The sequence below is a fragment of the Streptomyces sp. NPDC031111 genome, assembly GCF_055570675.1.
Map to the genome: position 1 here is coordinate 144,538 of NZ_JBVIGS010000013.1, position 24,777 is coordinate 169,314.

Genomic DNA, 24,777 nt, shown 5'->3' on the forward strand with positions numbered 1-24,777 from the left:
GATAGCGGCCAGACGCCTTTTGTGGAGGCAGGAAGATCCTGCAATCCCGACTGTCCGCCCCACAAGGAGAGCTACAACAAGCTGCCAGCGACCTGAGGTTTTCCCCATTGTCAAAGGCCGGCCTGACAAGTTCTTACCCCGCCAACTGGCCGGTACCCGCGGCCATCGCGTCGCCCGACGGGGAAAGAAGTCCGAGCTCAACGGCGCGGGCACCCGCCTGAAATCTCGAGCTCGCCCCCAGCTCACGTGTAATTTCCGCGACGTTGCGCCGGTACGTGCGCACCGACACCCCCAGTTCGCGGGCGGCGGCCTCGTCGGTGCGCCCGGAGCTGAGGGCCTGGAGGATGCGCCGGCCGAGCGCACTGCGTGAGCGGTCGCTCAGGCGCCGGTGGTCGGCGAGGGCGGCGCTGCTCGACCAGGAGACGGCGAACAGGGTGCGCAGGTTGCGCAGCACGGCGGGGGCGCGGACGAGCACCGCCTCGCGGACGGCGATCCCGTTGCGGATCCACACCGCGCCGACAACGCTGTCGGCGAGCACCATCTCCTGTAAAGGAGCCCTGGCCAGGCGGGTTTCGACGCCGGGTGCGTACTTGTCGAGGTGCTCCAGGAAGCGGCGGTCCCGCAGGAGACCGACCCGGCCGAGCAGTTTGACGCCGACCCCGCGTGCGGTGGCCCGGCCCAGCTGGTCGATCAGCTGGTAGGTCTCGTCCTCGCCCTCACCGGAGAGGACGACGGCCAGGTGGTGACGGGCCGTGGCGATCATCTGCTCCGTGGCGACCCCGACGGAATTCTCGTCCGGTTCGAGTGAGGCGACCAGCCGCTCCACGTTGCGGTGGCGGTCGACGGCGATTTCGACGAGTTTCCGGGCCTGAAGCAGCACGCCCTCTATTTCGTCGCTCGAAGGCCGAGATTCCGTGCATTCTTCGGTGAGCCCGGAATCGTTGGCTATCTCGTAATTGACTGAGGTACTTGGCACAGCTCCCCCTGAAGCTTGACCAATAGGAGTCCCCGTCCGCCCAGTTGGGGCGCCCTTTTGGGGCGCGAAGACCCTGGCACGGGGCAATACTCGTGCAAACAGCCAGAGAAATAACCTAGCGGGGCGTACAGAGCCCACGAAGGGGCGTACGTCCCGCAGATGCAACGCGGCAGACATCCCGCATTTCGAGCTCCATTCCCCCGCTAAGCAGACACAGGCGGCAAACCGGACATCCTCTGAGGGATGGTCAACGATTGCCTGCGTCACTCCCGTTACTTGAACGGTACCCAGGACAGCTTCGTAACGTCAAATACTCCTGTCTGAAACGATTACGGAAAACCTCATTGCGAAGAGGAAACATCCTTATCAACTACCAAGGTCATTTTCGCGCGAACGCCCCCGGCCCGCCTGCACGGCAAGGGCCGGAGGCGCCTGCCGTCAGGGAGCTCCGGTCGCGTCCGGGCCGGCCGGTCGAGACGCCGGCCGGCCCGGTGTGGTCAGTCCAGGGCCCCGTCGTAGTCGGGCAGCTTGAAGGTCCGCTCCGCGTGGCCTCCCACCAGATCGGACGTGTTGTTCCCGATGTTGGCGACGATCGTGTACCCGTCGGCCTCGATCTGGGCCCGCTTCGACGTCTTGAACTCGGCCGTGTCGCGGAAGAGATCACCGAGGTTCCGCTGGTACAGGCCCGTGATCGGATACCCGACCGACCTGAGGTTCGCCTCCGTGATCCAGGAGATCAGGTCGGGCCGGGCGGTGACGAAGAAGACGGCCGCGCCCCTGCTGTGGGCGTACTGGGCCAGTTCGAGAGTCGGCTTGACGGCGGGCGTCGGCGGCAGGGTCTGGAAGTGCGTCTCCAGCGAGGTGTTGTCGATGTCGAGGACGATCGCCGGCTTCTCGCCCGCGCTGTCGTCCAGCCGCTGCTCGACGTAGGGGCGGGCCTCGTCGATCACCTTGCGCACGTCGGCCTGCCAGGTGTCGTAGTCCACCTCCGCCGCGACGGCCTGGGTCCGGACGGCCGCTCCGGCCCGCTCCTCGCCGGCCGGAGCGGCCACCGCCTGCGTCGCCCCCGTCGCCCCCAGCACCAGCGCCGCCACGACGGTCGCCGCCGCGCGTCCTCCAGACGCGATCCTGGCCATTCGGTCCTCCCTCGTGTCCGTTGCGCGACGACCGAACGGCCCCCGCCCAGCCGAACCTAAGGGCCGATGCGAGGGGGTTGACGGGCATGTGACCGGAACCGGAAGCGGAGTCCCGCACTACCGCGCCCGCACTCGTGAACGACTGCAACATCGCGCCAGCCGGGCCCAATTGGTGGCAGGTTGCTGCCATCGGGGCAACCCGGGACCGCCCGGACCACCCACCAGCGCACGAGACACGGGGCGCCGTCGATCCCGGCACTCGAACATCCGTGTGACGTGGCGGAGTTGCCGCGGGTGCCGCCGTACGGCGTGGCGCACCGGCGCCCGCGGAGGGTTCGGCAGTGCGAATCGGACCGCCCCGCGGCCGTCGCAGGGAACCGAAAACGGTGTGCGGATGTCCACCTCCTGTGACAGGGTTCCTGTCGTTCGAAGGGGGGCCCGACATGGCGAAGTTGAACCAGATCATCGCTGTCGAGAAGGGCGTCAGGAGCAAGTCGCTCCAGGACGTCAACGCCGCGCACCACAAGGTGCAGAAGCCGGCACTGCTGGCCGGTATCTCGCGCACGTACCAGCCGAAGGACGAGGAGGGCGAGCAGCTGCCGCCCGAGTCCACGCGCGTACAGGTGCAGGCCGAGGACGTACTGCGGGAGATGTCCGCGTCGCTCACCCGGCTGTTCGACGTGACGGCCACGAAGGACTGGGCGAACTGCACGGCCCGCGCGGACGTCACCGTGGACGGGCGCACCATCGTCGCCGACGTCCCGGTCGGCCATCTGCTCTTCCTGGAGAAGCAGCTCACCGACCTGCACACCTTCGTCAAGAAGCTGCCCACGCTCGACGCCGCCGAGTCCTGGTCCCACGACCCGTCCACGGACTGGTGGAAGACCGACCCGGTCCGCACGATCCGTACGAAGAAGGTCCCGCGCAACCACGTCAAGGCGGAGGCGACCGACAAGCACCCGGCGCAGGTCGAGGTGTACTACGAGGACGTGCCGATCGGGTACTGGACCACCGTGAAGTTCTCCGGCGCCCTCCCGGCGCGGCGGGTGAACGAACTGGTGGAGCGCGTCGAGAAGCTCCAGCAGGCGGTCAAGTTCGCCCGCGAGGAGGCCAACGGCGCCGAGGTCACCGACAGGCGGGTCGGTGACGCGGTGTTCGGCTACCTGTTCGGCTGACGCCGGTCGGTGGCCACCATGATCGCCCCCGCGTGCGAGCGCGGGGGTGCGCGACAGGCGCGGGCCGGGCGAGGACCGGTTCGCGTGAGGAGCGCAAGCTGACACTGAAGTTCAGCCTGAAGCAGCGGTCCCCGTAACGGGCCGTGTCAATCTCAGACTCTCGCTCCAGTCTCAGCATCGCCGCCGATCGCCGGACCGAACGGGGACGGACGAACGCCGTCGGATGCGAGTTCGACTCTCGCCTGCACCTCTTTCCCGGTGCGGTAGTTCAAAGGAAGAACACGACGGCATGATGACTGATCCGTCCTCTTAAACGCCGCCGGCGTGCGCAACTGGGTGGCATCCCCAGGGGCCCGGGAGCTGGATACGACTCCCGGGCTCCGCCACGTCCGGCGACGAAATCCGTCACCCTTGGGTGGGCAGGTCGGGAAGCGCCTCGGTCAGGCAGGCAAGCGGGTCCTTCTCCTCCATGACACAGGTGATGAGAGGTTCGAAGAGTTCGAGGAGCGCACCGCTGGAGACCTCCTCCAGGAAGTCGATGTGTTCCAGCAGAAGGGGTGACTGTTCGAGCAGGCCGAGGAGGCACGCGCCGATGTCCTCGGGTGCCTCCGCCTCGGGGCAGAGCGCACCGCCGATCAGCCGCGGATGCTGCGCCATGACGCGTTCCAGGGCCGCGCGGACGGCCTTCTCGTGGGCCTTCACGGCGGCGGGGTCGGGAATCGCCAACTCGGTCCCGGGGAAAATCCAGTGACCGACGCCGCTCCCCTCGCGTCCGTGGTCCCGCGCGTTCTTCTCGATCGCCTTGACATTCGCCCCGAAGACGGCCCACCACTTCATTCCGTCGCCGTAATGGCGGTCGGCGATCTCCCACAAGGTGTTTCCACGTGCCACGGTGTGGGTCTCGTGACGCTTCCGATCCTTCGACGGCCCGGTCGTGGCCTCGGCCGACCGGTGCGGCCGGTCCCTGTCCTCCATGGCCGCTGCCTGACTCGTGCCCAGGAGCATCGAGCAGGCCGCCAGGCCGCTGACCAGGGCCAGAGCCGGTCCGCGGCGGCATATGTGCCGCATATCTCACCTCCTGCGGTGAATGCGTACTGTGACAGATCCTCACGCTAGGTCGCGGCGTGTGGTGCGGCGCGGCCACTGAGCCGATCGGCCCTGTCCGCCGATTCCCTTTGCGTGAACCCTTGACCATTCCCCAACCGTCGGTATGGTCTAGACCTAGTCGCTGAGGTCTAGACCTCTCTTCCATTCACCCCAGCCTCGGTCAGGCCGTCGGTCGGGCGAAGGTGCGGGCGCGTGCGACGGCGCCCGGAGCACGGTCGGCAGGGCCGCCCCCCGCGGGCGGCATCGACGCACACCGAAGGAAAGGGATATGTCATGGGCACGAAAAGACGAGTGGCGGTCGCCGTCGGAGCGCTGGTCGCTCCTCTGCTCGCCGTCAGCCTCCCGGCGGGCCCGGCCTACGCCCACGGCTGGGTGACCGACCCCGGCAGCCGGCAGGACCAGTGCGCCGAGGGCGTCGTCCAGTGCGGCCAGATCAAGTACGAGCCGCAGAGCGTCGAGGGCCCGAAGGGCCTGCGCAGCTGTAGTGGCGGCAACGCCCAGTTCGCCGAGCTCGACGACGACAGCAAGGGCTGGCGCGTCACCCCGGTCGGCACGAGCCACACCTTCAACTGGCACCACACCGCCCGGCACGCCACCGACACCTGGCAGTACTTCATCGGCAACACGAAGATCGCCGAGTTCGACGGCCGTGGCGCCCAGCCGCCCGCGGACGTCAGCCACCAGGTGAACTTCGGCGGCTTCAGCGGCCGTCAGAAGGTCCTCGCCGTCTGGAACGTGGCCGACACCGCCAACGCCTTCTACGCCTGTATCGACGTCAACATCGGCGGCGGCGGTGACGACGGCGGCGGTGGCAACGGCGGCGAACCGGGCGACTGCGCCGCGCCGGCCTGGAGCGCCTCGAGCGTCTACACCGGCGGGAACACCGTCTCCCACGAGGGCCACACCTGGCGCGCCAAGTGGTGGGTGACGGGCGAGGAGCCCGGCACCACGGGCGAGTGGGGCGTCTGGGAGGACCTCGGAGCCTGCTAGCCGTTCCCTGAAGCGGACCGGTGCGGCGCGCGCCGCACCGGTCACCCCTTCCGGTCCCGCGCTCCCGTCCCTCAGGTGCCGAGCGAGCGGCGGGTGACCCGGGCCAGGTGGTCGGCGAAGACCTCGCGGGCGTCGGGGGTGAGGGTGCGCAGGGCCATCAGGGCCGTGACGGCGACGTCGCACAGCTCCGACCGGACGTCGTCCCAGGTGTGCGTGGTGCCCTTCCGGGGGTTCTGGCCCGTCACGCCGATCACGGCCTCGGCGACCTCCCCGACCTCCTCGGACAGTTTGAGGATCCGCAGCAGCAGGCCCTCCCGGCCGTCGACCGGGCGGTTCGCGTCCAGCCACGCGTGCAGGTGGTCGATGGACTCCCACAGATCGGCGGCCGGGGGAGGGGGCGGGGGAAGGTGATCGCTCATGGGCGCCGAGCCTGGCACAGGCCACTGACACCCGCTTGACGCGGCAGCCGTTCCACCCGTCGGTGCGTACCCGCGGTCCCGCGCGGGTCCACCCCCAACCCGACGGTGTGGAACGGCTGCCGCCTCCCCCCTGGACATGGCCTGCGGAAGCCACCTTCTCCATATGTGAAGCTTTGGTGTAGGAGAGTTGAGCATAAGTCCGCTACCGGCCGCAATGGTGCGGACGTCTAAATTCCGCTTGTGCAGGATTCGTTGGCCTGAGCCCTCACCCCCGGCCCACGTACGGCATCGCCGTCGCCAGAACGGTCGCGAACTGCACGTTCGCCTCCAACGGCAGCTCCGCCATGTGCCGCACCGTGCGGGCCACGTCCGCGACATCCATCACCGGTTCCGGGGCGGTCTCCCCGTTGGCCTGGAGGGCGCCGGTCCGCATGCTCCGCGTCATGTCGGTCGCCGCGTTGCCGATGTCGATCTGCCCCACCGCGATCCGGTACGGACGGCCGTCCAGCGACAGGGACTTGGTCAGACCGGTCAGCGCGTGCTTGGTCGCCGTGTAGGCGACCGAGAGGGGGCGCGGCGTGTGCGCGGAGATGGAGCCGTTGTTGATGATCCGGCCGCCCTGGGGGTCCTGCTCCTTCATCTGCCGGTACGCCGCCTGCGCGCACAGGAACGCCCCGTTGAGGTTGGTGTCCACCACGTGCCGCCACGCCTCGTAGGGCAGCTCCTCCACCGGCACCCCGCCGGGACCGAACGTCCCCGCGTTGTTGAACAGCAGGTCCACCCGGCCGAACCGTCCCGCGGTGGCCGCGAACAGCGCGCTCACGTCCTGCGGGCGTGACACGTCCGTCCGTACGACGAGCGACTCGCCCTCCTGTTCCCGCGCGGCGAGCGCCGCCGTCTCCCCGAGCGTCTCCTCGCGGCGCCCCGCCAGCACCACCGACCAACCCCCGCGCAGCAGCTCCACCGCCACCGCGCGCCCGATGCCGGAGCCCGCCCCGGTCACCACCGCGATCCCTGCCCGTCCGTCCGTTCGCTTGGCGTTCATGGCCCCGCAGCGTACGGGAGGGTCCGCCATGCGGACCTCATGCGACCGTCATCCGAACGCCGTGTACGCGTCAACACCGGGTCGTCCCCGGCCACTCCAATTCCTCCCGCATCCATACGCCAGGGGAGGAACGGATGACATCCGAGGCCCGTCAGTCACAGCACGCCCCCGAACTCCGTGCGGTCGCACGGCACATCGGCCGCCGCCGCTTCCTGACCGTCACCGGTGCCGCGGCCGCGCTCGCCTTCGCGGTCAACGTGCCCGGCGCGGGCACCGCGAGCGCCGCCGAACTCGACCCGGCGCAGCTCACCGACGACCCCTTCACGCTCGGCGTGGCATCCGGCGACCCCCTGCCCGACTCGGTCCTCCTGTGGACGCGCCTGGCCCCCGCCCCGTACCAGGCCGACAGCGGACTGCCCGCGCAACGCGTGCCCGTCCGCTGGGAACTCGCCCTCGACGAACGCTTCCGCCGCGTCGTCAGACGGGGCGAGGCCACCGCCCACCCCGAGTTCCACCACGCCGTGCACGTGGAGGTCGACCACCTCGCCCCCGGCCACGTCTACTACTACCGCTTCCGCGCCGGCAGTTTCGTCAGCCCGGTCGGCCGCACCCGCACCGCGCCCCCGGCCCACGCCAGGACCGCCGGCCTCACCTTCGGCCTCGTCTCCTGCCAGCGCTACGACCAGGGCTACTACACCGCGTACCGGCACCTCGCCGACGAGGACCTGGACGTCGTGGTGCACCTCGGCGACTACCTGTACGAGTACGCCGTCAACGCCGTCGCCGGCGCCCGCGCCTACCCCGCCGGGACCCTGCCCGACCTCTTCAACCGCGAGACGGTGACGCTGGAGGACTACCGCCTGCGCTACGCCCTCTACAAGTCGGACGCCGACCTGCGGGCCGCGCACGCCGCACACCCCTTCGTCGTCACCTGGGACGACCACGAGACCGAGAACAACTACGCCGGCGGCACCCCGGAGAACAGCGTGCCGCCGGAGGAGTTCCTGCTGCGCCGCGCCGCCGCCTACCGGGCCTACTGGGAGAACATGCCGCTCCGCCGGCCCCAGCTCCCCGAGGGCCCCGACCTCAGGCTGTACCGCCGTCTGCACTGGGGCCGGCTGGCCCAGTTCGACGTCCTCGACACCCGCCAGTACCGCACCAACCAGGCCTACGGCGACGGCTGGCAGTACCCCGGGCCCGAGTCCGAGGACCCGACGCGCACCCTGACCGGCGACGCCCAGGAACGCTGGCTGATCAACGGCTGGCACCGGTCCGACGCCGTGTGGAACGTGGTGCCCCAGCAGGTCACCTTCTCCCGGCGGTTCAACTCCACCACCCTGCCGTCCAAGGTCTCCATGGACTCTTGGGACGGCTACCCGGCCTCCCGCGAACGGGTGCTGGCCGGCGCGCAGGCCGCCGGTGTCGAGAACCTGATGGTCCTCACCGGCGACGTGCACGTGCACTACGGCTTCGACATCAAGCGCGACTTCTCCGACCCGGGCTCCCGCACCCTGGGCACGGAGATCGTCACGTCCTCCGTCACCAGCGGCGGCAACGGCTCCGAGAAGCCGTCCAACTGGAACACCTACATGGCCGCCAACCCGCACATGCGGTTCTACAACGGGCTCCGCGGCTACACGACCGTGTCCCTCGGACGGGAGCTGGCGCGCGCCGACTTCAAGACGGTGTCCCACGTGACCACGCAGGGCGCGCCGCTCACGACCGCCGCCTCCTTCGTGACGGAGGTGGGGGAGCAGGGGCTCAAGCCGGCGTGACCTGGCCGACCTCCGCCGTCTCTCCCGGGTAGCGGACGCCGACGCGGTCCCGGATCGCGTCGAGCGTCCGCATCACGGCGAGGGTGCCGTCGAGCGGGACCAGCGGGGACTCGGTCTCGCCGGCCCGCAGCGCCCGCATCGCCTCGGCGGCCTCGTGCTTGAGGCTGTTGCGGGGGCCGTCGGCCGGGTCGGCCGTGAACTCCTCCGCGTCACGGCCGTCCCGGTGCAGCACGAACCGGTCCGGGAAGAAGAAGCCGTACGGGATGTCGATCCGGCCCCGCGACCCGGTGATCGACGCGGACGTGGCCGTACCGCCCACGATGGAGCAGTGCACCGAGGCGAGGGCGCCGCTCTCCCAGGAGAGCAGTGCCCCGGTCTGGAGGTCGACGCCCTCCTCCGAGAGCGTGGCCCGCGCCGCGATGTCCGACGGCTCCCCGAGCAGCAGCTGCGTGAACGACACCGGGTACACCCCCAGGTCCAGCAGCGCGCCCCCGCCCAGCGCCGGATCCCGCAGCCGGTGCGAGGCGGGGAAGGGGCCGGCGAGCCCGAAGTCCGCCTGCACACTGCGCACCTCGCCGATCGCCCCGTCGTCGACCAGGGCCTTGAGCCGCCGCACCATGGGATGGCAGTACATCCACATGGCCTCCATCAGGAAGCGCCCGTTGCCCCGCGCGAGCGCGACCAGCTCCTCCGCCTCCCGCACGTTCAGCGTGAACGGCTTCTCGCAGAGCACGTTCCGCCCGGCCTCCAGCATCAGCCCGGCCGCCGCGCGGTGCGCCGAGTGCGGAGTGGCGACATAGACGACGTCGAGCTCCTCGTCCCGCGCCAGCGACTCCCAGTCGCCGTACGCCCGCGGTATCCCGAACCGCTCGGCGAACGCCTTGGCCGGCTCCGCCGACCGCGACGCCACCGCCACGACCTCCGCGTCCGGCATGTCCACGAGATCCGCCGTGAACGTCGCGGACATCCCCCCGGTCGCCAGGATCCCCCAGCGCACCTTCTGCTCTGCCATGCGTCCCACCCTGCTCGTGTCGTTCGTCACATCGTCAACCAATTGAACATGGAAGCGCTCCCATGACATCGCCGTTGACGCCGAGCACTCCGTACGAGCTGAGAGCATAGGGAGCCGATGGCATGGAAAGGGAGGGGCCCAATGCCCGAGGGTGGGGCGTTCATATCGAAGTCGGCGGCGAACACAACGGAGAACAGGGCGCCGGACAGGGCCGTCCCGGATGCGACGGCGGGGGGTGCGGCGCTCCGTGGGACCGCAGGCCGCCGTACCAGCCTGCTGGTCACGCTCGTCCTCGGCGGACTGACCGCCACGCCACCGCTGGCGATGGACATGTACCTCCCCGCACTCCCGGAGGTCACCCAGGCCCTGCACGCGCCCGCCGCCACCGTCCAGCTCACCCTCACCGCCTGCCTGGCCGGCATGGCGCTGGGGCAGCTCGTGGTCGGCCCGATGAGCGACCGGTGGGGCCGCCGCCGTCCGCTGCTCATCGGCCTCGCCGTCTACATCGTCGCCACCGCGCTGTGCGCGTTCGCGCCCACCGTCGAACTCCTCGTCGCCTTCCGGCTGGCGCAGGGCCTCGCGGGCGCGGCCGGCATCGTCATCGCCCGCGCGGTCGCCCGTGACCTGTACGACGGCGTGGCCATGGCCCGCTTCTTCTCCACCCTGATGCTGATCTCCGGGGTCGCGCCGATCGTGGCGCCGCTCATCGGCGGGCAGATCCTGCGGGTGACGGACTGGCGGGGCGTGTTCGTCGTCCTCACCGTCGTCGGGGCGCTGCTGACGGCCGTCGTCTGGGCGAAGCTGCCGGAGACGCTGGCCCCCGCCGACCGGCACGGCGGAGGCGTCCGCGACGCGCTCGGCTCGATGCGCCGCCTGCTCGTCGACCGGGCCTTCACCGGCTACATGCTCACCGGCGGCTTCGCCTTCGCGTCCCTCTTCGCGTACGTCGCGGCCTCCCCGTTCGTCATCCAGGAGATCTACGGCGCCTCCCCGCAGACGTTCAGCCTGCTGTTCGGGCTCAACTCCATCGGGCTGGTGATCATGGGGCAGATCAACGGCAAGGTGCTGGTCGGCCGGGTCCGGCTGGACAACGTGCTCGTCGTCGGGCTCGTCGTCGTGGTCGTCGCGGCGGTCGCGCTGCTGCTGATGTCGGCGGGCGTGTTCGGCGAGGTCGGGCTGGTGCCCGTGGCCGCCGCGCTGTTCGTGCTGATGTCCGCGATGGGCATCGCCCTGCCCAACACGCAGACGCTCGCCCTGATGCGCACCAAGCACGCCGCCGGCTCGGCGTCGGCCCTCCTCGGCACGACGTCCTTCCTCATCGGCGCGATCGCCTCGCCGCTGGTCGGGGTCGCCGGGGAGGACACCGCCGTCCCGATGGCCGTCGTCCAACTGGCCGCCGCCCTGGTGGCGCTGGCCTGCTTCGTGGGAATGTGCCGCCCGTGGAGCGGGCGGACGGGTGCGAAGGGCGGGGGCATCTGAGCGCGCCGAGACTTCGCCACGGCACACCGGAACGGGCCGGGCTCGACGGACGGGAACTCCGTGAGCTGGTCCGGGAGGTCCGTGCCCGCACCACCGGGGACCGTCCTTGGGCGGCCGGCGCCGTCGTGGTCGTCGGGCGGGGCCCGGTGGTCGCCGTGCGGGAGGCGGCGGGCTGGGCGGTGCGGTACGCGGCGTGGGACGACGCGGGGGACACGCCTGTCGAACTGCCTATGGCCGAACGGGTCCCGATGACCGTGGACACCCCCTTCGACCTGGCGTCCCTGACCAAGCTGTTCACCTCGGTGGCCGCCGTGCAGCAGATCGAGCGGGGGACGCTGGGCATCGACGCGCTCGTGGGGGCGTATCTGCCGGACTTCACGGGGGCGGCGCGGCACGGCGTCACCGTGCGGCAGCTGCTCACCCACACCTCCGGGCTGCGTCCCGAACTCCCGCTGTACGACTGCGCCGACGACGCGGAACGGCTGGCGCTGCTCCGTGCGGAGGAGCCGGTCCGGGGGCCCGGCGCGTACTGCTACTCCGACCTGAACATGCTGCTCCTCCAGCATGTCCTGGAGCGCATCACCGGCCGGACGCTGGACGTCCTCGTGCGGGACGGCATCACACGGCCACTGGGCATGACCGCGACCGCCTTCGGGCCGTGCCCGGACGCGGCGGCCACGGAGGACCAGCGGCGGCCGTGGGCCAAGGCGGACCGGGGGATGCTGCGGGGGGTGGTGCACGACGAGAACGCCTGGGCGCTGGGTGGGGTGGCGGGCCACGCGGGGCTGTTCTCCACGGCCGGGGATCTGGCGATCTTCTGCCGCACGCTGCTGGCCGGGGGGTCGTACGGGCCCGCCCGGATCCTCGGCCCCGACTTCGTGGAGCTGCTGTTCACGCCGCCGGGGCTGGGGTTCGCCCTGGACCAGGCGTGGTTCATGGGGGAACTGGCGGGCGGGGGTGCGGCGGGGCACACGGGCTTCACGGGCACGTCCGTGGTCCTGGACCGGGCCACGGACACGTACCTGATCCTCCTGGCGAACACGGTCCACCCCCGCCGCCCGATCCCACCGGACAGCACACCGAGGGCGCAGGCGGCCACACACGTCGCCCGCGCGGTGCGCGCATAGCGCCACTGCGGGCGGCCACCCCCGCCCCGTCCCCTCCCCGCCATACGCGGCAATCCGCCGCCTGCGGTGCGGCCCCTGCGTCCCGCCCATCCGCGGGCAGCGTCTGCCGCGCCCTCCGCGGGCAGTCGTGCCGCTGGGGCGGCACGGGTGGGCGCGACGGCACCCCGCAAGCGCCGGGCTGCGCGACCAACCCCCGGCCGGCACCAGCGCGGGGCACCCCGCACGGCGCCGGGCAGCGCGACCAACCCGACCCACACCAGCGCGGGGCAGCCGCACGGCGGCGGGCCGCGCAGACCCGCCCCCGACCCACACCAGCGCGGGGCAGCCGCACGGCGGCGGGCCGCGCAGACCCGCCCCCGGCTCACGCCAGCGCGGGGCACCCGTACGGTGCAGGGCCGCGCAGACCCGCCCCCGGCCCACACCAGCGCGGGGCACCTGCACGGTGCAGGGCCGCACAAACACACCCCCGGCCCACCCGTAGAATCACCGGGTGAACGCCGTCGCCCCCCTGCACACCGCCCTCGCCGGCCTCCTCGACGGCATCCCCCCACGCCAGACCGCCCAGGCCGTCGACCGCCTGATCGCCAACTACCGGGGTCAAACCCCCACCAACGCCCCGATCCTCCGCCACCGCGCCGACGTCGCCGCGTACGCCGCCTACCGCATGCCCGCCACCTTCGAGGCCGTACGCTCCGCGCTGGAGGCGCTCGCGGACGCCGTGCCCGGCTGGACCCCCGCCGACCACGTGGACGTCGGCGGCGGCACCGGCGCCGCCGCCTGGGCGGTGAGCGCGACCTGGCACGGCGAGCGCCCCGTGACCGTGCTCGACTGGTCCGAGCCCGCGCTCGCCCTCGGCAGGGAACTGGCCGCCGCCAACCCCGCCCTGCGCGAAGCGACCTGGCACCGCGCCCGCATCGGAGCGGAGCTCACCCTCGACAGCGCCGACCTCGTCACCATCTCCTACGTCCTCAACGAGCTCACCGCCCCCGACCGCACCGCCCTCGTCGACGCCGCCGCCCACGCCGCGCGGACCGTCGTGATCGTCGAACCCGGCACCCCCGACGGCTACGCCCGTGTCATCGAGGCCCGCGACCACCTGATCTCCGCCGGCTTCCACGTCGCCGCCCCCTGCCCGCACAGCGCCGCCTGCCCCATCGTGCCCGGCACGGACTGGTGCCACTTCTCGGCGCGGGTCAGCCGTTCCTCCCTGCACCGCCAGATCAAGGGCGGCTCCCTCGCCTACGAGGACGAGAAGTTCAGCTACGTCGCCGCGACCCGCCTCCCCGTCACCCCGGCCCCCGCCCGAGTCGTCCGCAAGCCGCAGATCCGAAAGGGCCAGGTCCTCCTCGACCTGTGCGAGACGAACCCGGCCCTGAGCCGCACCACCGTCACCAAACGCCACGGCGACCTGTACCGGGCGGCCCGTGACACCGACTGGGGCGACCCCTGGCCGCCCATCGAGGACTAGTCGGTCCCCGCTTCCTCCTCACCTTCCTGCCGCCCCTGCCGCTTCTCCTGAAGCTTGCGCAGCAGCTCCCGCTTCTGGGCCTGGGGGTCGAGACCGCCCCCGATACGGCCCCCGCGTCCGCCCCCGCGCAGCGCCTTGCGGCCGAGGTGCTGTCGGGTGCCGCCGACACCCAGCATGTTTCCGGCTCCGCCTCGGGCCATGGTGACCTCCTCCTTCTTCCTCTTCTCGATGCGACGAGACGTTTCGTCTCGTTATCGCTCTCACCACTGTCCGGCGAGACGCATCGTCTTGTCAACCTGATAAATTCGGCCCATGGCAGCGAAACAGTCCGCCCCCGACGCCACCCGCCGCAGCGAGCGCTCCCGGCGGGCCATCTACGACGCCGCCCTCGCCCTCGTCGCCGAGGTCGGTTACCCGAAGACCACGATCGAGGGCATCGCCTCCCGCGCCGGCGTCGGCAAGCAGACGATCTACCGATGGTGGTCGTCGAAGGCGGACGTACTGCTCGAGGCCTTCCTCGACCTGGGCGAGCAGGCCGCCCGGGCCGCCGGGCAGGTCCCGTACGCCATCCCGGACACCGGCGACCTCGCCGCCGATCTCAAGCACGTCCTGCGCGCCACGGTCGACGAGCTGCGGGACCCCGTGTTCGAGGCCCCGTCCCGCGCGCTGGCCGCCGAGGGCGTCGTCGATGAGGAACTCGGCCGCAAGTTCGTCGCCGAGCTGCTGGAACCCCAGCTCCAGCTGTACGTGGACCGCCTGCGGTCCGCCCAGGAGGCCGGGGACGTCCGCCCGGACATCGACCCGCGCATCGCCCTGGAGCTCTTCGTCTCGCCCCTCGCCCAGCGCTGGCTCCAGTACACGGGTCCGATCACCTACGAGTACGCCGACACCCTCGTCGACTACGCCCTCAACGGCCTCGCGCCGCGCGGGACCGCCGGGCCAGCCGCCCCGGCGCGTCCGTGATGATGCCGTCGCAGCCCAGCGCCAGGGCGCGGTCGCGCTGGGCCGGGGTGACGACCGTGTGCGCCCACACCCGTGGGATGCCGGAGCGCACCGCGCGCCGCAGGTCCGCCTCCCGCGCCTTGACGTCGACGTCGAGCAGGTCGACGTAGGAGCGCCAGCGCTCCGGGCGGTCGGTGCGCATCTGGCGGGCCGAGCGCCACAGCTGGGTGAGCAGGCCCAGGTCGTGGACGCGGCGGGCGACCCCGGGGTCGTTGGTGTTGACGAACACCGAGCGGGTCAGGCCGCGGGCACGGATCAGCGCGGCCAGCCGGCCGAGACCGCGCGGGTCCTTCACCTCCAGCATCAGCACGATCCGCCCGCCGAACCGGTCCAGGACCTCGGCGACCGTCGGCGGCCGCTCCGAGCGCCAGCTCCCCGGCAGCCGGTCGCGCGGACGCAGCCGTACGCCCCGCCACTCCCCGGCGTCCAGGGCGCGCACCTCACCGCCCAGGAACGTCGTGCGGTTCAGGGTGGCGTCGTGAAAGACGACCGGCGTGCCGTCCCGCAGCACCCGCGTGTCGAAGTCGAGCACCTGCGCCGTACCGCGCCGGAACGCCGCCGCCAGCCCCGACATGCTGTTCTCGGGGACCTCCAGGGCCCCGCCGCGATGGGCGACGTACGGGACGGGCGGCAGCGCGTCCACCGTCAGCGGCCCGCCGCCCCACTCCAGCGGCACCGGAGGGCCCGTGGGGGTCAGCGCGGCCACGGAGGCCACGACCGCCAGGGCCGTCGACGCGACACTTGTGATCACGCGACCACGGTAGGTTCGCGAGTCGGATCGTACGCGCTCAAAGCGCCCGAATCGGTACTGGCACTCCTCGGAGCCCCATCCCCTTCGTCACCCCACGTCCCGTCGAGGCACCCTCGTCCCACCTGCGCCGATTGTGGGCTCCGGCCCCCCGATGCGCACGATCGTGGGACCATAGGGCATGCTGTTCCGCACGACGGCGAGGCGAGGGGATAGATGAGCGCGGAGTTCGGCGGCCGGACCGGCCGGCAGGGCAGGCTCTCCCAGTGGCTGCGCGGCCGCCGCCCGAAGCAGGCCGCCGACGAGGGCGGCCGTGAGGCCCTGCTGCTCGCCGCCGCCGACGCGGGACTGCCGCTCGCGCCCGCCGCCCACCCCGCCGCCGGATACGGCTGCTCCTGCGACCGCGTGGGCTGTCCCACCCCCGCCCGGCACCCGGTGTCGTTCGCCTGGCAGACGCAGTCCACCACCGACCGCGCCCAGATCGAGCGCTGGGCCCGCCACCAGCCGCAGGCCAACTTCATCACCGCGACCGGCATGGTGCACGACGTCCTCGACGTGCCCCTCGAAGCGGGGCGGGAGGCCCTCGGCCGGCTGCTGGACGCCGGCATCGAGGTCGGCCCCGTCGCCGAGAGCGACGACGGCCGGATGCTGTTCTTCACCCTCACCCGCGGCACCCCCGAGGACGAGGACGAGTGGTGGCCGTGCGAGCTGGACTGCCACCCGGAGACCATGGATGAGCACCCCGGCCTGCGCTGGCACTGCCGCGGTTCCTACGTCCTCGTACCGCCCGCCCGCCTCCCCGGCGACGGCGACCAGTCGGTGCACTGGGTACGCGGCCCCGAGCATCCGCTGCCGGACCCGCTGAGCCTGCTGGAGATCCTCACCGAGTCCGGCGCCCGCCACGCCGGTGAGCAGCCCGACCACGCGGGCACGGCCTGGCCCCTGCGCCACTGACGGCGGGTCCGCCGCTACTCGCCCTGCGCCGACGTCAGCCCCTGGATCCGCCCCAGGACCTCCACCGCACCGTCCGCCGGGTCCAGCGCCACCTCGTTGGAGACGAACTCCATCGTCAGCGACTGCCTGACCTCCCCGGTCGTCAGCGCCAGCACGTCCTTGTTCGGCGTCGGCACGGACGTCCCGGCCGCCGCCGTCTGCTTCTCGAAGTGGCGGGTGGTGAAGAACACCAGCGCCCCGCCGTCCTCGGTGCGCAGCGCCAGCGGCGCGTAGTCGCCGTTGGTCATCGGCTCGTCGATGTACTGCGTGGCCAGACCCGGCCGCGACGACTTCTTCTCGCGCTGCGCCCGCCACCCGCTGGTGTGCGGACCCTCGGCGAAGGTGTCCCCGCCGTCCTTCAGATGCGTGGCGTAGTCCTTGCTCAACTCGCCCGGCGGCACCGCCAGTTCCGTCGAGTTCGCCGGTACGGCCTCGGCCCACCCGTCCTCGTCGGTCTTGAACTCCGGTATGTCGTCCGGGGCGACCAGCGTCAGATAGGCCACTTCCCAGGTCTCGTCCAGCCCGTTGCGGGTGAACACCAGCAGCCAGCGCGCCTGGCCGCCCTTGTTGGCGGCCGTGTCGGCGAGGAACCAGCGCGGCCAGCCGGCCTTCTTCGGGATGGTGAACTTCGCGTCCGTCAGCTCCAGGGGCGTGTGCCCGGGGTTGCCCTCCGGGTTGTTGACCCGCCCGGCCTTCAGCCGCGCCCCGTCGATGGCGGCGAGTGCGCCGGTGGTGTGGTCGGCGTCCAGGGAACTGTCGTACGCCTTGTCGGCCTTGTTGTACGCGGCGGTGAACTCCTCGAGCGCCTTGGCCGCTTCGGCGCGGGTGGTGGCCGGGAGCACCTCGCGCTCACCGTGCACCACCACACAGCCGCTCGCCGTCACCGACAAGGCGGTCACGAGCACGCACTTGCCAAGCCTGCGGAGCCTTCGAAGGCCGAGATCCCTGCTCATCCGGTTCCTTCACCTTCCCCTTCCCGGAGGCGAACCCTACCGGGGCGAGGAACGGCGCGAGCGCCGGGACCGGGTACAGCGGCCACACCGTGACCTGGCACCAGCACCGACCCCGTCCGGGGGTGCGGGAACACCTCGACCGGCTGGTCGTACACCTGCGACAACAGCCGCTCCGTGCACACCTCCTCCGGCGGCTCCTCGGCCACCACCCGGCCCGCGCGCGGGCGCCGCGCGCCCGTCGATCAATCCGTTTCCGCCCGCCCCGGCCCGTCCCGCAGACTTCCCCCGTGACGAGGTGGACCAGAGAGCCCCGGCCGGGTGGCGGACCGGTGCTGGCCGTTTCGGGCCGGCCCGGCCCGCCCCCGCTGCGTTTCGAGACGGCGGACGGCGGGCGCGTGCTGCTGCGGCAGCGGGACCGGCCGCTGCTGCTGGGCCGCTCCGACACCGGCGGCTGCTGCCGCGACCTCTCCCTCCACCGCCTCGACGGCTACCGCTCCCCGCTGCCGCCCCTGCGCTCCACGACGCAGCGGTCGTCCGTCGACTGGGGGCACGCTTACGCGCGTTGGCTGGAGGAGTCGTCCGTCGCGCCCGTGCACGACGGACGCTGGCGGCTGTCCCCGCGCTCCGTGTTCGCCCCGGGTATCTGGACCGAGGACCTGGTGCGCGACTGGCCGGGCGGCAGCCTGGAGTTGTACTGCGGCGGGGGCTGGCACGGCGTCCTGCCCCTGCGCCGGCTGTCACCGCCCGACGCCCCACGCGTGAAGGCGTACCGCAAGCACGCCCGCGAGGGCACCCTGGCGCCCGTACTGCTGTGGTGGGTGTCCTTCCTCGACGGCTGGCTGATCCTCGACGGCCATGACCGTGCCGTCGCGGCCCTGGCCGAGGGCGACGATCCGGCGTGCCTGGAACTGGCCCGACTGACCGGCGACGAGGAGTGGCGGCGCACCGCCGCCGAGGTGACCGAGGCGCACCGTCAACGGACGGAACGGCAGCGGGCCGCCCTGGAACGCGGGTACGCCGACGTGCTGGCGTCCCTGCCCTACGACACCGCCGCGACCCTCACCTGGCCCGTCCCCGGCGGCGCTACGGCCTGGGACGACCTCGTCGGCCGCGCGGTGCTTGAATGCCCCCGTGACTGACTACGACGTGCTGCGCGTCTTCTGTGGCCCGCGCGGTGGATACGGCAACGAACTCGGTGTCGTCCGCGACGGTTCCGTGATCCCGGAGCGCAGCGACCGCCAGGAACTCGCCGCCAAGCTCGGCTTCAGCGAGACCGTGTTCGTCGACGACCCCGAGCGCGGCGTGATCGACATCTACACCCCCACCCTGCGGCTCCCCTTCGCGGGCCACCCCTGCGTCGGCACGGCCTGGCTGCTCGACGTGCCCGAACTCGTCACCCCCGCCGGAGTGGTGGGCGCCCGGCAGGACGGGGAGTTCTGCTGGATCGAGGCGCGGGCGGAGTGGGTGCCGCCGCGCACCCTGCGCCAGTACGCCACCGCCGCCGAGGTGGACGACCTGCCCGTGCCGCCCAAGGGGGAGTGGATCTACGCCTGGGCCTGGCTGGACGAGCCGGCGGGCCGCATCCGGGCCCGCGCCTTCCCCGGCCGCGACGACGGCATCGACGAGGACGAGGCGACGGGCGCGGCAGCCCTCCTCCTCACCGACCGCCTGGGCCGAGCCCTGAACATCACCCAGGGCACGGGCTCCCAGATCCTCACGGCCCCCCAGCCGGAGGGCTGGACGGAGATCGGCGGCCGCGTGTACCTGGAACGCTGACGACGCGTCAACTCGACTCAGTGCGCCGCGCTGAGGTACTGGGACAGGCCCACCTCGTCGATCCGCTCGAGGACGAGCTCGCTGGTCGTTGCCGCGATCGCGCCCCCGACCGCGCCCATCACGGCCGCGGTGTCGCGGAAGTCCGCCGAAAGGCCGGCCGCCGCGGACGAACCGCCGGTCATCGAGTACGCGCCGAGGACGGCACCGAGCAGGGCCCGCCGGCTGAGCGGGCCGTCGGGTGCCGCGGCCACGATGTCCGCGATCGCCACCGCGAGGCCGCCGGCTCCTGGACGCTGCCTGATCCTGTCCGCCTGCTCGGAGACGTCGGCGTCTTCGAAGACGAGCTGCGCGAGCCGGCGCAGCTCGGCGATGTCCTCCTGGGTGAGACCCACGAGCGTCAGCCGCAGGAGGTGATAGTGCAGGCGCCGCTGCGCCACGTCGTCGTGGATCCGTGCCACCCCGGAGCCGAACAGGTCGCCCGCCGCACGGGAGATGTCCTGAGCACTGCTGGTAGACATGCGCCGTCCTTCCAGTGTGTGGTCACACCACATTCCAGACGTCTTCGCCGAGCCAACCCTTGGGATCTCTCAAGTCGTCGGGAATGTCGAGTGTCGGTGTCGTGATGGAGTCATCGCCTGCCCGCGCCATGACGGCGTAGAGCTTGAATGTGTGCAGAGCGAAGGCGTCGAGTTTCGCTTTTACTTTCGGTCCGACGGCCACGACGAAGGAATTGTCGCTCTCGCCCCCCTGATGGGCCCACTCGACAATCCACAGGTAGGTGCGCTTTTCGGTGCTTCCCTTGACGAACACGTGGCGATCCGTGTGCAGTCCCGCCCTGCGCTCCGTGATGGTCCGTGCGGAAGGGAGGAGTTCTTCGGCGACGAACTTGTCGAATTCTTCCTCGTCCGCCTCGGGACGCAGCTCGATGTAATGCACGCAAAGCGCCATGTCCGTGCCTTTCTCGCTCACGAGAAGGATCGCAGCAGCTCGCGGAGTGTGCCACCGCAGCCCGCGTCCGGGCGAGTCATGCCGACAGGGGGAATTCCTCACCCAGCGCCCGGAACACCCCCGTGTTGAGGGCGAACGCCCGCTTGCACTCCGCCACGACGCGCTGCTTCTCCAGGTCGTCGGCCGGGATCGCGTCCAGGAGTTCGCGGTAACCCCGCTTGAACGCCGCCGGGTTCGGTATCTCCTCGAAGACGTAGAAACGGACGCCGTCGCCCTTCCTCGCGAAGCCCCAGGTCTTCTCCGCCTTGCCGCGGATGATCTGGCCGCCGGAGAGGTCGCCCAGGTAGCGGGTGTAGTGGTGGGCGACGTAGCCGGACGGCCAGGTGCGGGCGCACTCGGCGACGCGGGCCGCGTAGGACCGGGTGGCGGGGAGGGCGGTCAGCGTCGAGCGCCAGTCCGGGCCGCGCAGGTGGGCCAGGTCGCGTTCCAGGGAGGGCAGGCGGAACAGCTCCGGCCGGATGAACGGGCCCGCCACCGGGTCCGACGTCAGCGCCCGCCCGCCGGACTCCAGGGCCTCGTACACGAACCACAACTGCTCGGTGTAGCGCGCGTACGCGTCCACGCCCAGCCGGCCGCCCAGCAGATCGCTCATGAACGTCGACGTCTCCGCCTCCACGTGCTGCTCGTGGGACGCGGTGCGGATGAGGGTCGAGAAGGAGTCCATGAGTCCAGATCTTCTATGGTTAGGCTTACCTAAGTCAATGCCTTGCCGACGGGCTGTCGGCAACTCCCACCCTGCCACGGCATGGAAAAACCCGCCCTCCGGGGCGGAGGGCGGGCAGCGGGCCGGCGGGGGGAGCGGCTACGGCAGCGTCAGGATGTCCGCGCCCGTGTCCGTCACCACCAGCGTGTGCTCGAACTGGGCCGTGCGCCTGCGGTCCTTCGTCACGACCGTCCAGCCGTCGTCCCACATGTCGTACTCGTGCGTGCCCAGCGTCAGCATCGGCTCGATGGTGAAGGTCATCCCCGGCTGCATCACCGTGGTCGCGTGCGGACTGTCGTAGTGCGGGATGATCAGACCCGAGTGGAACGAGGAGTTGATGCCGTGACCGGTGAAGTCGCGGACCACGCCGTAGCCGAACCGCTTGGCGTACGACTCGATCACCCGGCCGATGATGTTGATCTGCCGGCCCGGCTTGACCGCCTTGATCGCGCGGGCGAGCGACTCGCGGGTGCGTTCCACCAGCAGCCGGCTCTCCTCGTCCACGTCACCGACCAGGTAGGTGGCGTTGTTGTCGCCGTGGACCCCGCCGATGTACGCCGTCACATCCAGGTTGACGATGTCGCCGTCGCGCAGGACGGTCGAGTCGGGGATGCCGTGGCAGATCACCTCGTTGATCGACGTGCACAGCGACTTGGGGAAACCGCGGTAGCCGAGGGTCGAGGGATAGGCGCCGTGGTCGCACATGTACTCGTGCGCCACCCGGTCCAGTTCGTCCGTCGTCACACCGGGCGCGATGAGCTTCGCCGCCTCCTCCATCGCCCGCGCCGCGATCCGGCCGGCGGTCCGCATCGCCTCGACCGTCTCGGGCGTCTGCACCTCCGGCCCGTTGTACGGAGTGGGGGCGGGCTTGCCGACGTACTCGGGACGACGGATGTTGCCGGGTACGGAACGGATGGGGGACAGCTCCCCCGGAACGAGCAGCGACTGGCCAGACATGCGGCGAGTCTAATTCAGCGGCGATGGGGGACCATCTCCGTGGCGGGATGGTGAGAGGAGAGCCGGTCATGCCCCTGTTCAAGAAGCGGACGGTCGGAAAGCCGGGCGAGTGGTACTACTGCCTGGAACACAAGAAGGTCGAGGAGGGCCCCGACTGCCCCGGCAAGGACCGCTTCGGCCCGTACGCGAGCCGCAGCGAGGCCGAGCACGCCATGGAGACCGCCCGCGAGCGCAACCTCCAGTGGGAGAACGACCCCAAGTGGCACGACGCCCCGGCGGGCGAACGGGACGACGACTGACCGCACCCCTTCTGCGGCTACCAGCGCGGGGGCGGCGGCGCCGTCAGCAGATCCGCCAGCCTCGACAGGCGGTCCCGGAAGCGGCGCGGGCCCCGGCGGGCCGGCAGGGCGTTCTCCCCGGCCGCCGCGCTCACCAGGTGCTGCACGGTGTCCAGGTCCAGCTCCGAACCCTCCGGGACGGGCAGGACCTCATGGGCCATCGCCGGGAGCTCACCGTCGCCGGGGCCGAGGGACAGCAGCGTCGCCCCGGCCCGGCGGGCGTCGGACACCCGTTCAAGGAGCGGGGCGGCCGGCTCCCCGGGCGCCACCACCAGCAGCGTCTCGCCCCGCCGCGCCGCCTCCAGCCGCCCCAGGCCCACCGCCAGATGCGCGGGGTCCGAGGGGCGCGCGTCATGCCGTACGAGCGTGGGCGCCAGCTCGGGGGTGCCCGACCAGGCGGCCTCGTCCGCCAGATGTGCCGCCAGATGCCACGGCTCGTACTCCCGTGTCCCCACCAGCAGCAGCCCGCCGCCGTGCGACACCACCGACCCGCGCAGCGACCCCGCGAAGTGCCGGGTGGCACCCAGCCATTCCGTCCCGGCGAGCACTTCCCGCAGCAGTGCGACCCGTACCGCGTCCATGCGGCCGCATCCTGCCCCAACCACGCGCCCCCGTGCCGGTGTTCGCCCCGGATTCGCCCGACCCGGTGACCCCGGCGGGCCACGCCGTGACGGTCCTCACGCCCGTCGGAAGCCGTGCCGTCACGGACGTAAGGTCGTGCCATGACCTCCAGTGACAGCGCACAGCAGCCCGCGAAGGCCCCCGCCAAGGATCCCTGGGACCTGCCCGACGTCTCCGGGCTCGTCGTCGGCGTGCTCGGCGGCACCGGACCGCAGGGCAAGGGCCTCGCGTACCGCCTCGCCAAGGCCGGCCAGAAGGTGATCATCGGCTCCCGGGCCGCCGAGCGGGCGCGGGCCGCCGCCGAGGAACTCGGGTACGGCGTCGAGGGCGCCGACAACGCCGAGACCGCCCGCCGCAGCGACATCGTGATCGTCGCCGTGCCGTGGGACGGTCACGGCAAGACCCTGGAGTCCCTCCGCGAGGAGCTGGCCGGCAAGCTCGTCGTGGACTGCGTCAACCCGCTCGGCTTCGACAAGCAGGGCGCCTACGCGCTGAAGCCCGAGGAGGGCAGCGCCGCCCAGCAGGCCGCCGCGCTGCTGCCGGACTCCCGGGTCACCGCCGCCTTCCACCATCTGTCGGCCGTGCTGCTCCAGGACCCGGAGATCGACGAGATCGACACCGACGTGATGGTGCTCGGCGAGGACCGGGCCGATGTCGAGATCGTGCAGGCGCTGGCCGGGCGCATCCCGGGCATGCGGGGAATCTTCGCCGGGCGGCTGCGCAACGCCCACCAGGTGGAATCGCTGGTCGCGAACCTGATCTCGGTCAACCGCCGCTACAAGGCACACGCCGGGCTCCGCGTCACGGACGTATGAGGCGATGGGGGACACTGGACGCCGTAGCAGTGTCCCCCGACAGGAGCCCGTGCCCATGCCCCGCCTCGCCCTCTACGCCCTCGCCGTCTGCCTCCTCGCCGTCGCCGCGGCCGTCGTCTCCTTCGTGCGGGGCAGTGTGCTCATCGGTGTCGTCTGGGTGCTGCTGGCGGGCCTGTCGTCCAACATGACCTGGTACTACGTGCGGCGCGACCGGGCGGCGGGGGACGGCTCCTCGATCACGGGCTGACCCCTCAGGCCGCGCAGAACTCGTTCTCGCCCCGCCAGAAGCGGAACAGCTCGTAGCCGCAGTACGTGTCGAACTCGTGGATCCCCAGCGCCCCCAGCAGCGAGTCGACCACGTCGAAGAACGCGCCGTTCACCGCGGGCACCCACAGCAGCGCGAACACGAACAGCAGACCGAACGGGGCGAACGGCTCCACCTGCCGGCGAATGTCGTACGACAGCCACGGCTCGATCACCCCGTAGCCGTCCAGCCCCGGCACCGGCAGGAAGTTCAGGATCGCCGCCGTCACCTGGAGCAGCGCGAGGAAGGCCAGCGCGAACCGGAAGTCGGCCGGTACGCCGTCCAGCGCGTCCAGCCAGAACGGCGCCGTGCACACCACCGCGAACAGGACGTTCGTCAGCGGGCCCGCCGCCGAGATCAGGCTGTGCCGCCACCGGCCCCGGATCCGGCCGCGCTCGATGAACACGGCACCGCCCGGCAGACCGATCCCGCCCATGATCACGAAGATCACCGGGAGCACGATGCTCAGCAGGGCGTGCGTGTACTTCATCGGGTTCAGCGTGAGATAGCCCTTGGCGCCCACCGATATGTCGCCGCTGTGCAGGGCGGTCCGCGCGTGCGCGTACTCGTGCAGACACAGGGAGACGATCCAGGCGGCCGTCACGAACAGGAACACGGCGACCCCGGGCTGCGCCGCGAACCCGGTCCAGGTGGCCCAGCCGGTGACCGCCGTCACGGCCAGGATGCCCAGGAAGACCGGGCTGATCCTCCGGTCGCTGTGACGGGTGGCGGCGGTGGTCATGGCACTCCCTGGACGGTCGGGCACACGCGGGGACGCGCGGGGGACTGCCCGACGGTACCGGGCGCACCGGGAAAACGTCTCGCGCGCGCGACCGGTTCCGCGCAGGGT

At 71.6% G+C, this 24,777-nt stretch carries 28 protein-coding genes and 2 pseudogenes; 13 read left to right on the top strand and 17 right to left on the bottom strand.

Features of this window, described 5'->3' with window-relative positions:
• Positions 1-133 precede the first annotated feature (133 nt).
• Both ACZ470_RS25905 and ACZ470_RS25910 read right to left on the bottom strand, forming a co-directional pair.
• A complete protein-coding gene (locus ACZ470_RS25905) occupies positions 134-880 on the bottom strand; it encodes a helix-turn-helix transcriptional regulator (protein ID WP_468430887.1) in 747 nt (248 codons plus the stop codon).
• A gap of 593 nt (positions 881-1,473) precedes the next feature.
• The gene (locus ACZ470_RS25910; RefSeq protein WP_468430889.1) at positions 1,474-2,112 is read right to left on the bottom strand and encodes an HAD family acid phosphatase; all 639 of its coding nucleotides are present in this window, start codon (positions 2,110-2,112) and stop codon (positions 1,474-1,476) included.
• Between the two features lie 443 nt (positions 2,113-2,555).
• On the opposite strand from ACZ470_RS25910, the gene ACZ470_RS25915 reads away from it, so the two are divergent.
• Positions 2,556-3,287 (top strand): DUF7873 family protein, encoded by a 732-nt coding sequence (locus tag ACZ470_RS25915; RefSeq protein ID WP_468430891.1) that lies wholly within the window; start codon positions 2,556-2,558, stop codon positions 3,285-3,287.
• A 405-nt stretch (positions 3,288-3,692) separates the two neighbouring features.
• On the opposite strand, the gene ACZ470_RS25920 is transcribed toward ACZ470_RS25915, so the two are convergent.
• Positions 3,693-4,355: a LysM peptidoglycan-binding domain-containing protein gene (locus ACZ470_RS25920; RefSeq protein WP_468430892.1), complete on the bottom strand. Its 663-nt coding sequence runs from the start codon at positions 4,353-4,355 to the stop codon at positions 3,693-3,695.
• A gap of 312 nt (positions 4,356-4,667) precedes the next feature.
• On the opposite strand from ACZ470_RS25920, the gene ACZ470_RS25925 reads away from it, so the two are divergent.
• Positions 4,668-5,384, top strand: coding sequence for a lytic polysaccharide monooxygenase (locus ACZ470_RS25925; protein WP_468430894.1), 717 nt, complete (start codon positions 4,668-4,670; stop codon positions 5,382-5,384).
• 71 nt (positions 5,385-5,455) lie between these two features.
• Here the strand turns inward: ACZ470_RS25925 and ACZ470_RS25930 are convergent, their stop codons facing one another.
• Both ACZ470_RS25930 and ACZ470_RS25935 read right to left on the bottom strand, forming a co-directional pair.
• Complete coding sequence (locus ACZ470_RS25930) at positions 5,456-5,803, bottom strand: MazG-like family protein (protein ID WP_468430896.1); 348 nt, start codon at positions 5,801-5,803, stop codon at positions 5,456-5,458.
• Between the two features lie 265 nt (positions 5,804-6,068).
• Entirely contained in the window at positions 6,069-6,848 is a 780-nt protein-coding gene (locus tag ACZ470_RS25935) for an SDR family oxidoreductase (RefSeq protein WP_468430898.1), read from the bottom strand.
• A 134-nt stretch (positions 6,849-6,982) separates the two neighbouring features.
• On the opposite strand from ACZ470_RS25935, the gene ACZ470_RS25940 reads away from it, so the two are divergent.
• Positions 6,983-8,623: an alkaline phosphatase D family protein gene (locus ACZ470_RS25940; protein ID WP_468430900.1), complete on the top strand. Its 1,641-nt coding sequence runs from the start codon at positions 6,983-6,985 to the stop codon at positions 8,621-8,623.
• Here the strand turns inward: ACZ470_RS25940 and ACZ470_RS25945 are convergent.
• Positions 8,610-9,635 (bottom strand): Gfo/Idh/MocA family protein, encoded by a 1,026-nt coding sequence (locus ACZ470_RS25945; RefSeq protein WP_468430901.1) that lies wholly within the window; start codon positions 9,633-9,635, stop codon positions 8,610-8,612. The genes ACZ470_RS25940 and ACZ470_RS25945 overlap by 14 nt on opposite strands.
• Positions 9,636-9,776: 141 nt before the next feature.
• Here ACZ470_RS25945 and ACZ470_RS25950 point away from each other — a divergent pair, with 141 nt between their 5' ends.
• The 3 genes from ACZ470_RS25950 to ACZ470_RS25960 all read left to right on the top strand — a co-directional run bounded on the left by ACZ470_RS25950 (position 9,777) and on the right by ACZ470_RS25960 (position 13,709).
• Complete coding sequence (locus ACZ470_RS25950; protein ID WP_468430903.1) at positions 9,777-11,114, top strand: multidrug effflux MFS transporter; 1,338 nt, start codon at positions 9,777-9,779, stop codon at positions 11,112-11,114.
• Positions 11,066-12,241 carry a serine hydrolase domain-containing protein gene (locus ACZ470_RS25955; RefSeq protein ID WP_468430905.1) on the top strand — a complete coding sequence of 392 codons (1,176 nt, stop codon included), beginning with the start codon at positions 11,066-11,068 and terminating at the stop codon, positions 12,239-12,241. Before ACZ470_RS25950 ends, ACZ470_RS25955 begins: the two co-directional genes overlap by 49 nt.
• A 490-nt stretch (positions 12,242-12,731) precedes the next feature.
• Positions 12,732-13,709 (top strand): small ribosomal subunit Rsm22 family protein, encoded by a 978-nt coding sequence (locus tag ACZ470_RS25960; RefSeq protein ID WP_468430907.1) that lies wholly within the window; start codon positions 12,732-12,734, stop codon positions 13,707-13,709.
• Here ACZ470_RS25960 and ACZ470_RS25965 read toward each other — a convergent pair.
• Complete coding sequence (locus ACZ470_RS25965) at positions 13,706-13,909, bottom strand: DUF6243 family protein (protein WP_468430909.1); 204 nt, start codon at positions 13,907-13,909, stop codon at positions 13,706-13,708. The two genes, ACZ470_RS25960 and ACZ470_RS25965, sit on opposite strands and share 4 nt — an antisense overlap.
• Before the next feature lie 112 nt (positions 13,910-14,021).
• On the opposite strand from ACZ470_RS25965, the gene ACZ470_RS25970 reads away from it, so the two are divergent.
• Positions 14,022-14,672 carry a TetR/AcrR family transcriptional regulator gene (locus ACZ470_RS25970; protein WP_468430910.1) on the top strand — a complete coding sequence of 217 codons (651 nt, stop codon included), beginning with the start codon at positions 14,022-14,024 and terminating at the stop codon, positions 14,670-14,672.
• Here ACZ470_RS25970 and ACZ470_RS25975 read toward each other — a convergent pair.
• Positions 14,617-15,462, bottom strand: a complete 846-nt coding sequence (locus ACZ470_RS25975) for a glycerophosphodiester phosphodiesterase (RefSeq protein WP_468430912.1) — start codon at positions 15,460-15,462, stop codon at positions 14,617-14,619. The genes ACZ470_RS25970 and ACZ470_RS25975 overlap by 56 nt on opposite strands.
• Positions 15,463-15,675: 213 nt before the next feature.
• On the opposite strand from ACZ470_RS25975, the gene ACZ470_RS25980 reads away from it, so the two are divergent.
• Entirely contained in the window at positions 15,676-16,413 is a 738-nt protein-coding gene (locus ACZ470_RS25980; RefSeq protein ID WP_468430914.1) for a bifunctional DNA primase/polymerase, read from the top strand.
• A 14-nt stretch (positions 16,414-16,427) separates the two neighbouring features.
• On the opposite strand, the gene ACZ470_RS25985 is transcribed toward ACZ470_RS25980, so the two are convergent.
• The 3 genes and pseudogenes from ACZ470_RS25985 to ACZ470_RS25995 all read right to left on the bottom strand — a co-directional run.
• Entirely contained in the window at positions 16,428-17,357 is a 930-nt protein-coding gene (locus ACZ470_RS25985; RefSeq protein WP_468431044.1) for an SCO2278 family lipoprotein, read from the bottom strand.
• Positions 17,302-17,502, bottom strand: a pseudogene (locus tag ACZ470_RS25990) (hypothetical protein); the annotation flags it as partial. The pseudogene ACZ470_RS25990 and the gene ACZ470_RS25985, both read right to left, overlap by 56 nt.
• Before the next feature lies 1 nt (position 17,503).
• Positions 17,504-17,626: pseudogene (locus ACZ470_RS25995) on the bottom strand (hemin ABC transporter ATP-binding protein); the annotation flags it as partial.
• A 66-nt stretch (positions 17,627-17,692) separates the two neighbouring features.
• Between ACZ470_RS25995 and ACZ470_RS26000 the strand changes: the two are divergent.
• Complete coding sequence (locus ACZ470_RS26000; protein ID WP_468430916.1) at positions 17,693-18,544, top strand: hypothetical protein; 852 nt, start codon at positions 17,693-17,695, stop codon at positions 18,542-18,544.
• Positions 18,537-19,181 carry a PhzF family phenazine biosynthesis protein gene (locus ACZ470_RS26005; RefSeq protein ID WP_468430918.1) on the top strand — a complete coding sequence of 215 codons (645 nt, stop codon included), beginning with the start codon at positions 18,537-18,539 and terminating at the stop codon, positions 19,179-19,181. Before ACZ470_RS26000 ends, ACZ470_RS26005 begins: the two co-directional genes overlap by 8 nt.
• Before the next feature lie 17 nt (positions 19,182-19,198).
• On the opposite strand, the gene ACZ470_RS26010 is transcribed toward ACZ470_RS26005, so the two are convergent.
• From ACZ470_RS26010 to map, 4 genes are all read right to left on the bottom strand, one after another.
• Complete coding sequence (locus tag ACZ470_RS26010; protein ID WP_468430920.1) at positions 19,199-19,699, bottom strand: hypothetical protein; 501 nt, start codon at positions 19,697-19,699, stop codon at positions 19,199-19,201.
• A 22-nt stretch (positions 19,700-19,721) separates the two neighbouring features.
• Entirely contained in the window at positions 19,722-20,150 is a 429-nt protein-coding gene (locus ACZ470_RS26015) for a hypothetical protein (RefSeq protein ID WP_468430922.1), read from the bottom strand.
• 55 nt (positions 20,151-20,205) lie between these two features.
• Positions 20,206-20,853, bottom strand: coding sequence for a biliverdin-producing heme oxygenase (locus ACZ470_RS26020; protein WP_468430924.1), 648 nt, complete (start codon positions 20,851-20,853; stop codon positions 20,206-20,208).
• Positions 20,854-20,991: 138 nt separating this feature from the next.
• Positions 20,992-21,849, bottom strand: a complete 858-nt coding sequence (gene map / locus ACZ470_RS26025) for a type I methionyl aminopeptidase (protein ID WP_468430926.1) — start codon at positions 21,847-21,849, stop codon at positions 20,992-20,994.
• A gap of 68 nt (positions 21,850-21,917) precedes the next feature.
• On the opposite strand from map, the gene ACZ470_RS26030 reads away from it, so the two are divergent.
• Positions 21,918-22,148, top strand: a complete 231-nt coding sequence (locus ACZ470_RS26030) for a hypothetical protein (protein ID WP_468430928.1) — start codon at positions 21,918-21,920, stop codon at positions 22,146-22,148.
• Between the two features lie 17 nt (positions 22,149-22,165).
• Here ACZ470_RS26030 and ACZ470_RS26035 read toward each other — a convergent pair whose 3' ends face one another.
• Positions 22,166-22,768, bottom strand: coding sequence for a hypothetical protein (locus tag ACZ470_RS26035; protein WP_468430930.1), 603 nt, complete (start codon positions 22,766-22,768; stop codon positions 22,166-22,168).
• Positions 22,769-22,909: 141 nt separating this feature from the next.
• Here ACZ470_RS26035 and npdG point away from each other — a divergent pair, with 141 nt between their 5' ends.
• Together npdG and ACZ470_RS26045 are read left to right on the top strand one after the other, a co-directional pair.
• Positions 22,910-23,623 carry an NADPH-dependent F420 reductase gene (npdG, locus tag ACZ470_RS26040; RefSeq protein ID WP_468430932.1) on the top strand — a complete coding sequence of 238 codons (714 nt, stop codon included), beginning with the start codon at positions 22,910-22,912 and terminating at the stop codon, positions 23,621-23,623.
• Positions 23,624-23,627: 4 nt separating this feature from the next.
• Positions 23,628-23,870, top strand: coding sequence for a hypothetical protein (locus ACZ470_RS26045; RefSeq protein WP_468430934.1), 243 nt, complete (start codon positions 23,628-23,630; stop codon positions 23,868-23,870).
• Between the two features lie 4 nt (positions 23,871-23,874).
• Here ACZ470_RS26045 and ACZ470_RS26050 read toward each other — a convergent pair whose 3' ends face one another.
• The gene (locus ACZ470_RS26050) at positions 23,875-24,669 is read right to left on the bottom strand and encodes a site-2 protease family protein (protein WP_468430936.1); all 795 of its coding nucleotides are present in this window, start codon (positions 24,667-24,669) and stop codon (positions 23,875-23,877) included.
• Positions 24,670-24,777: the final 108 nt, after the last annotated feature.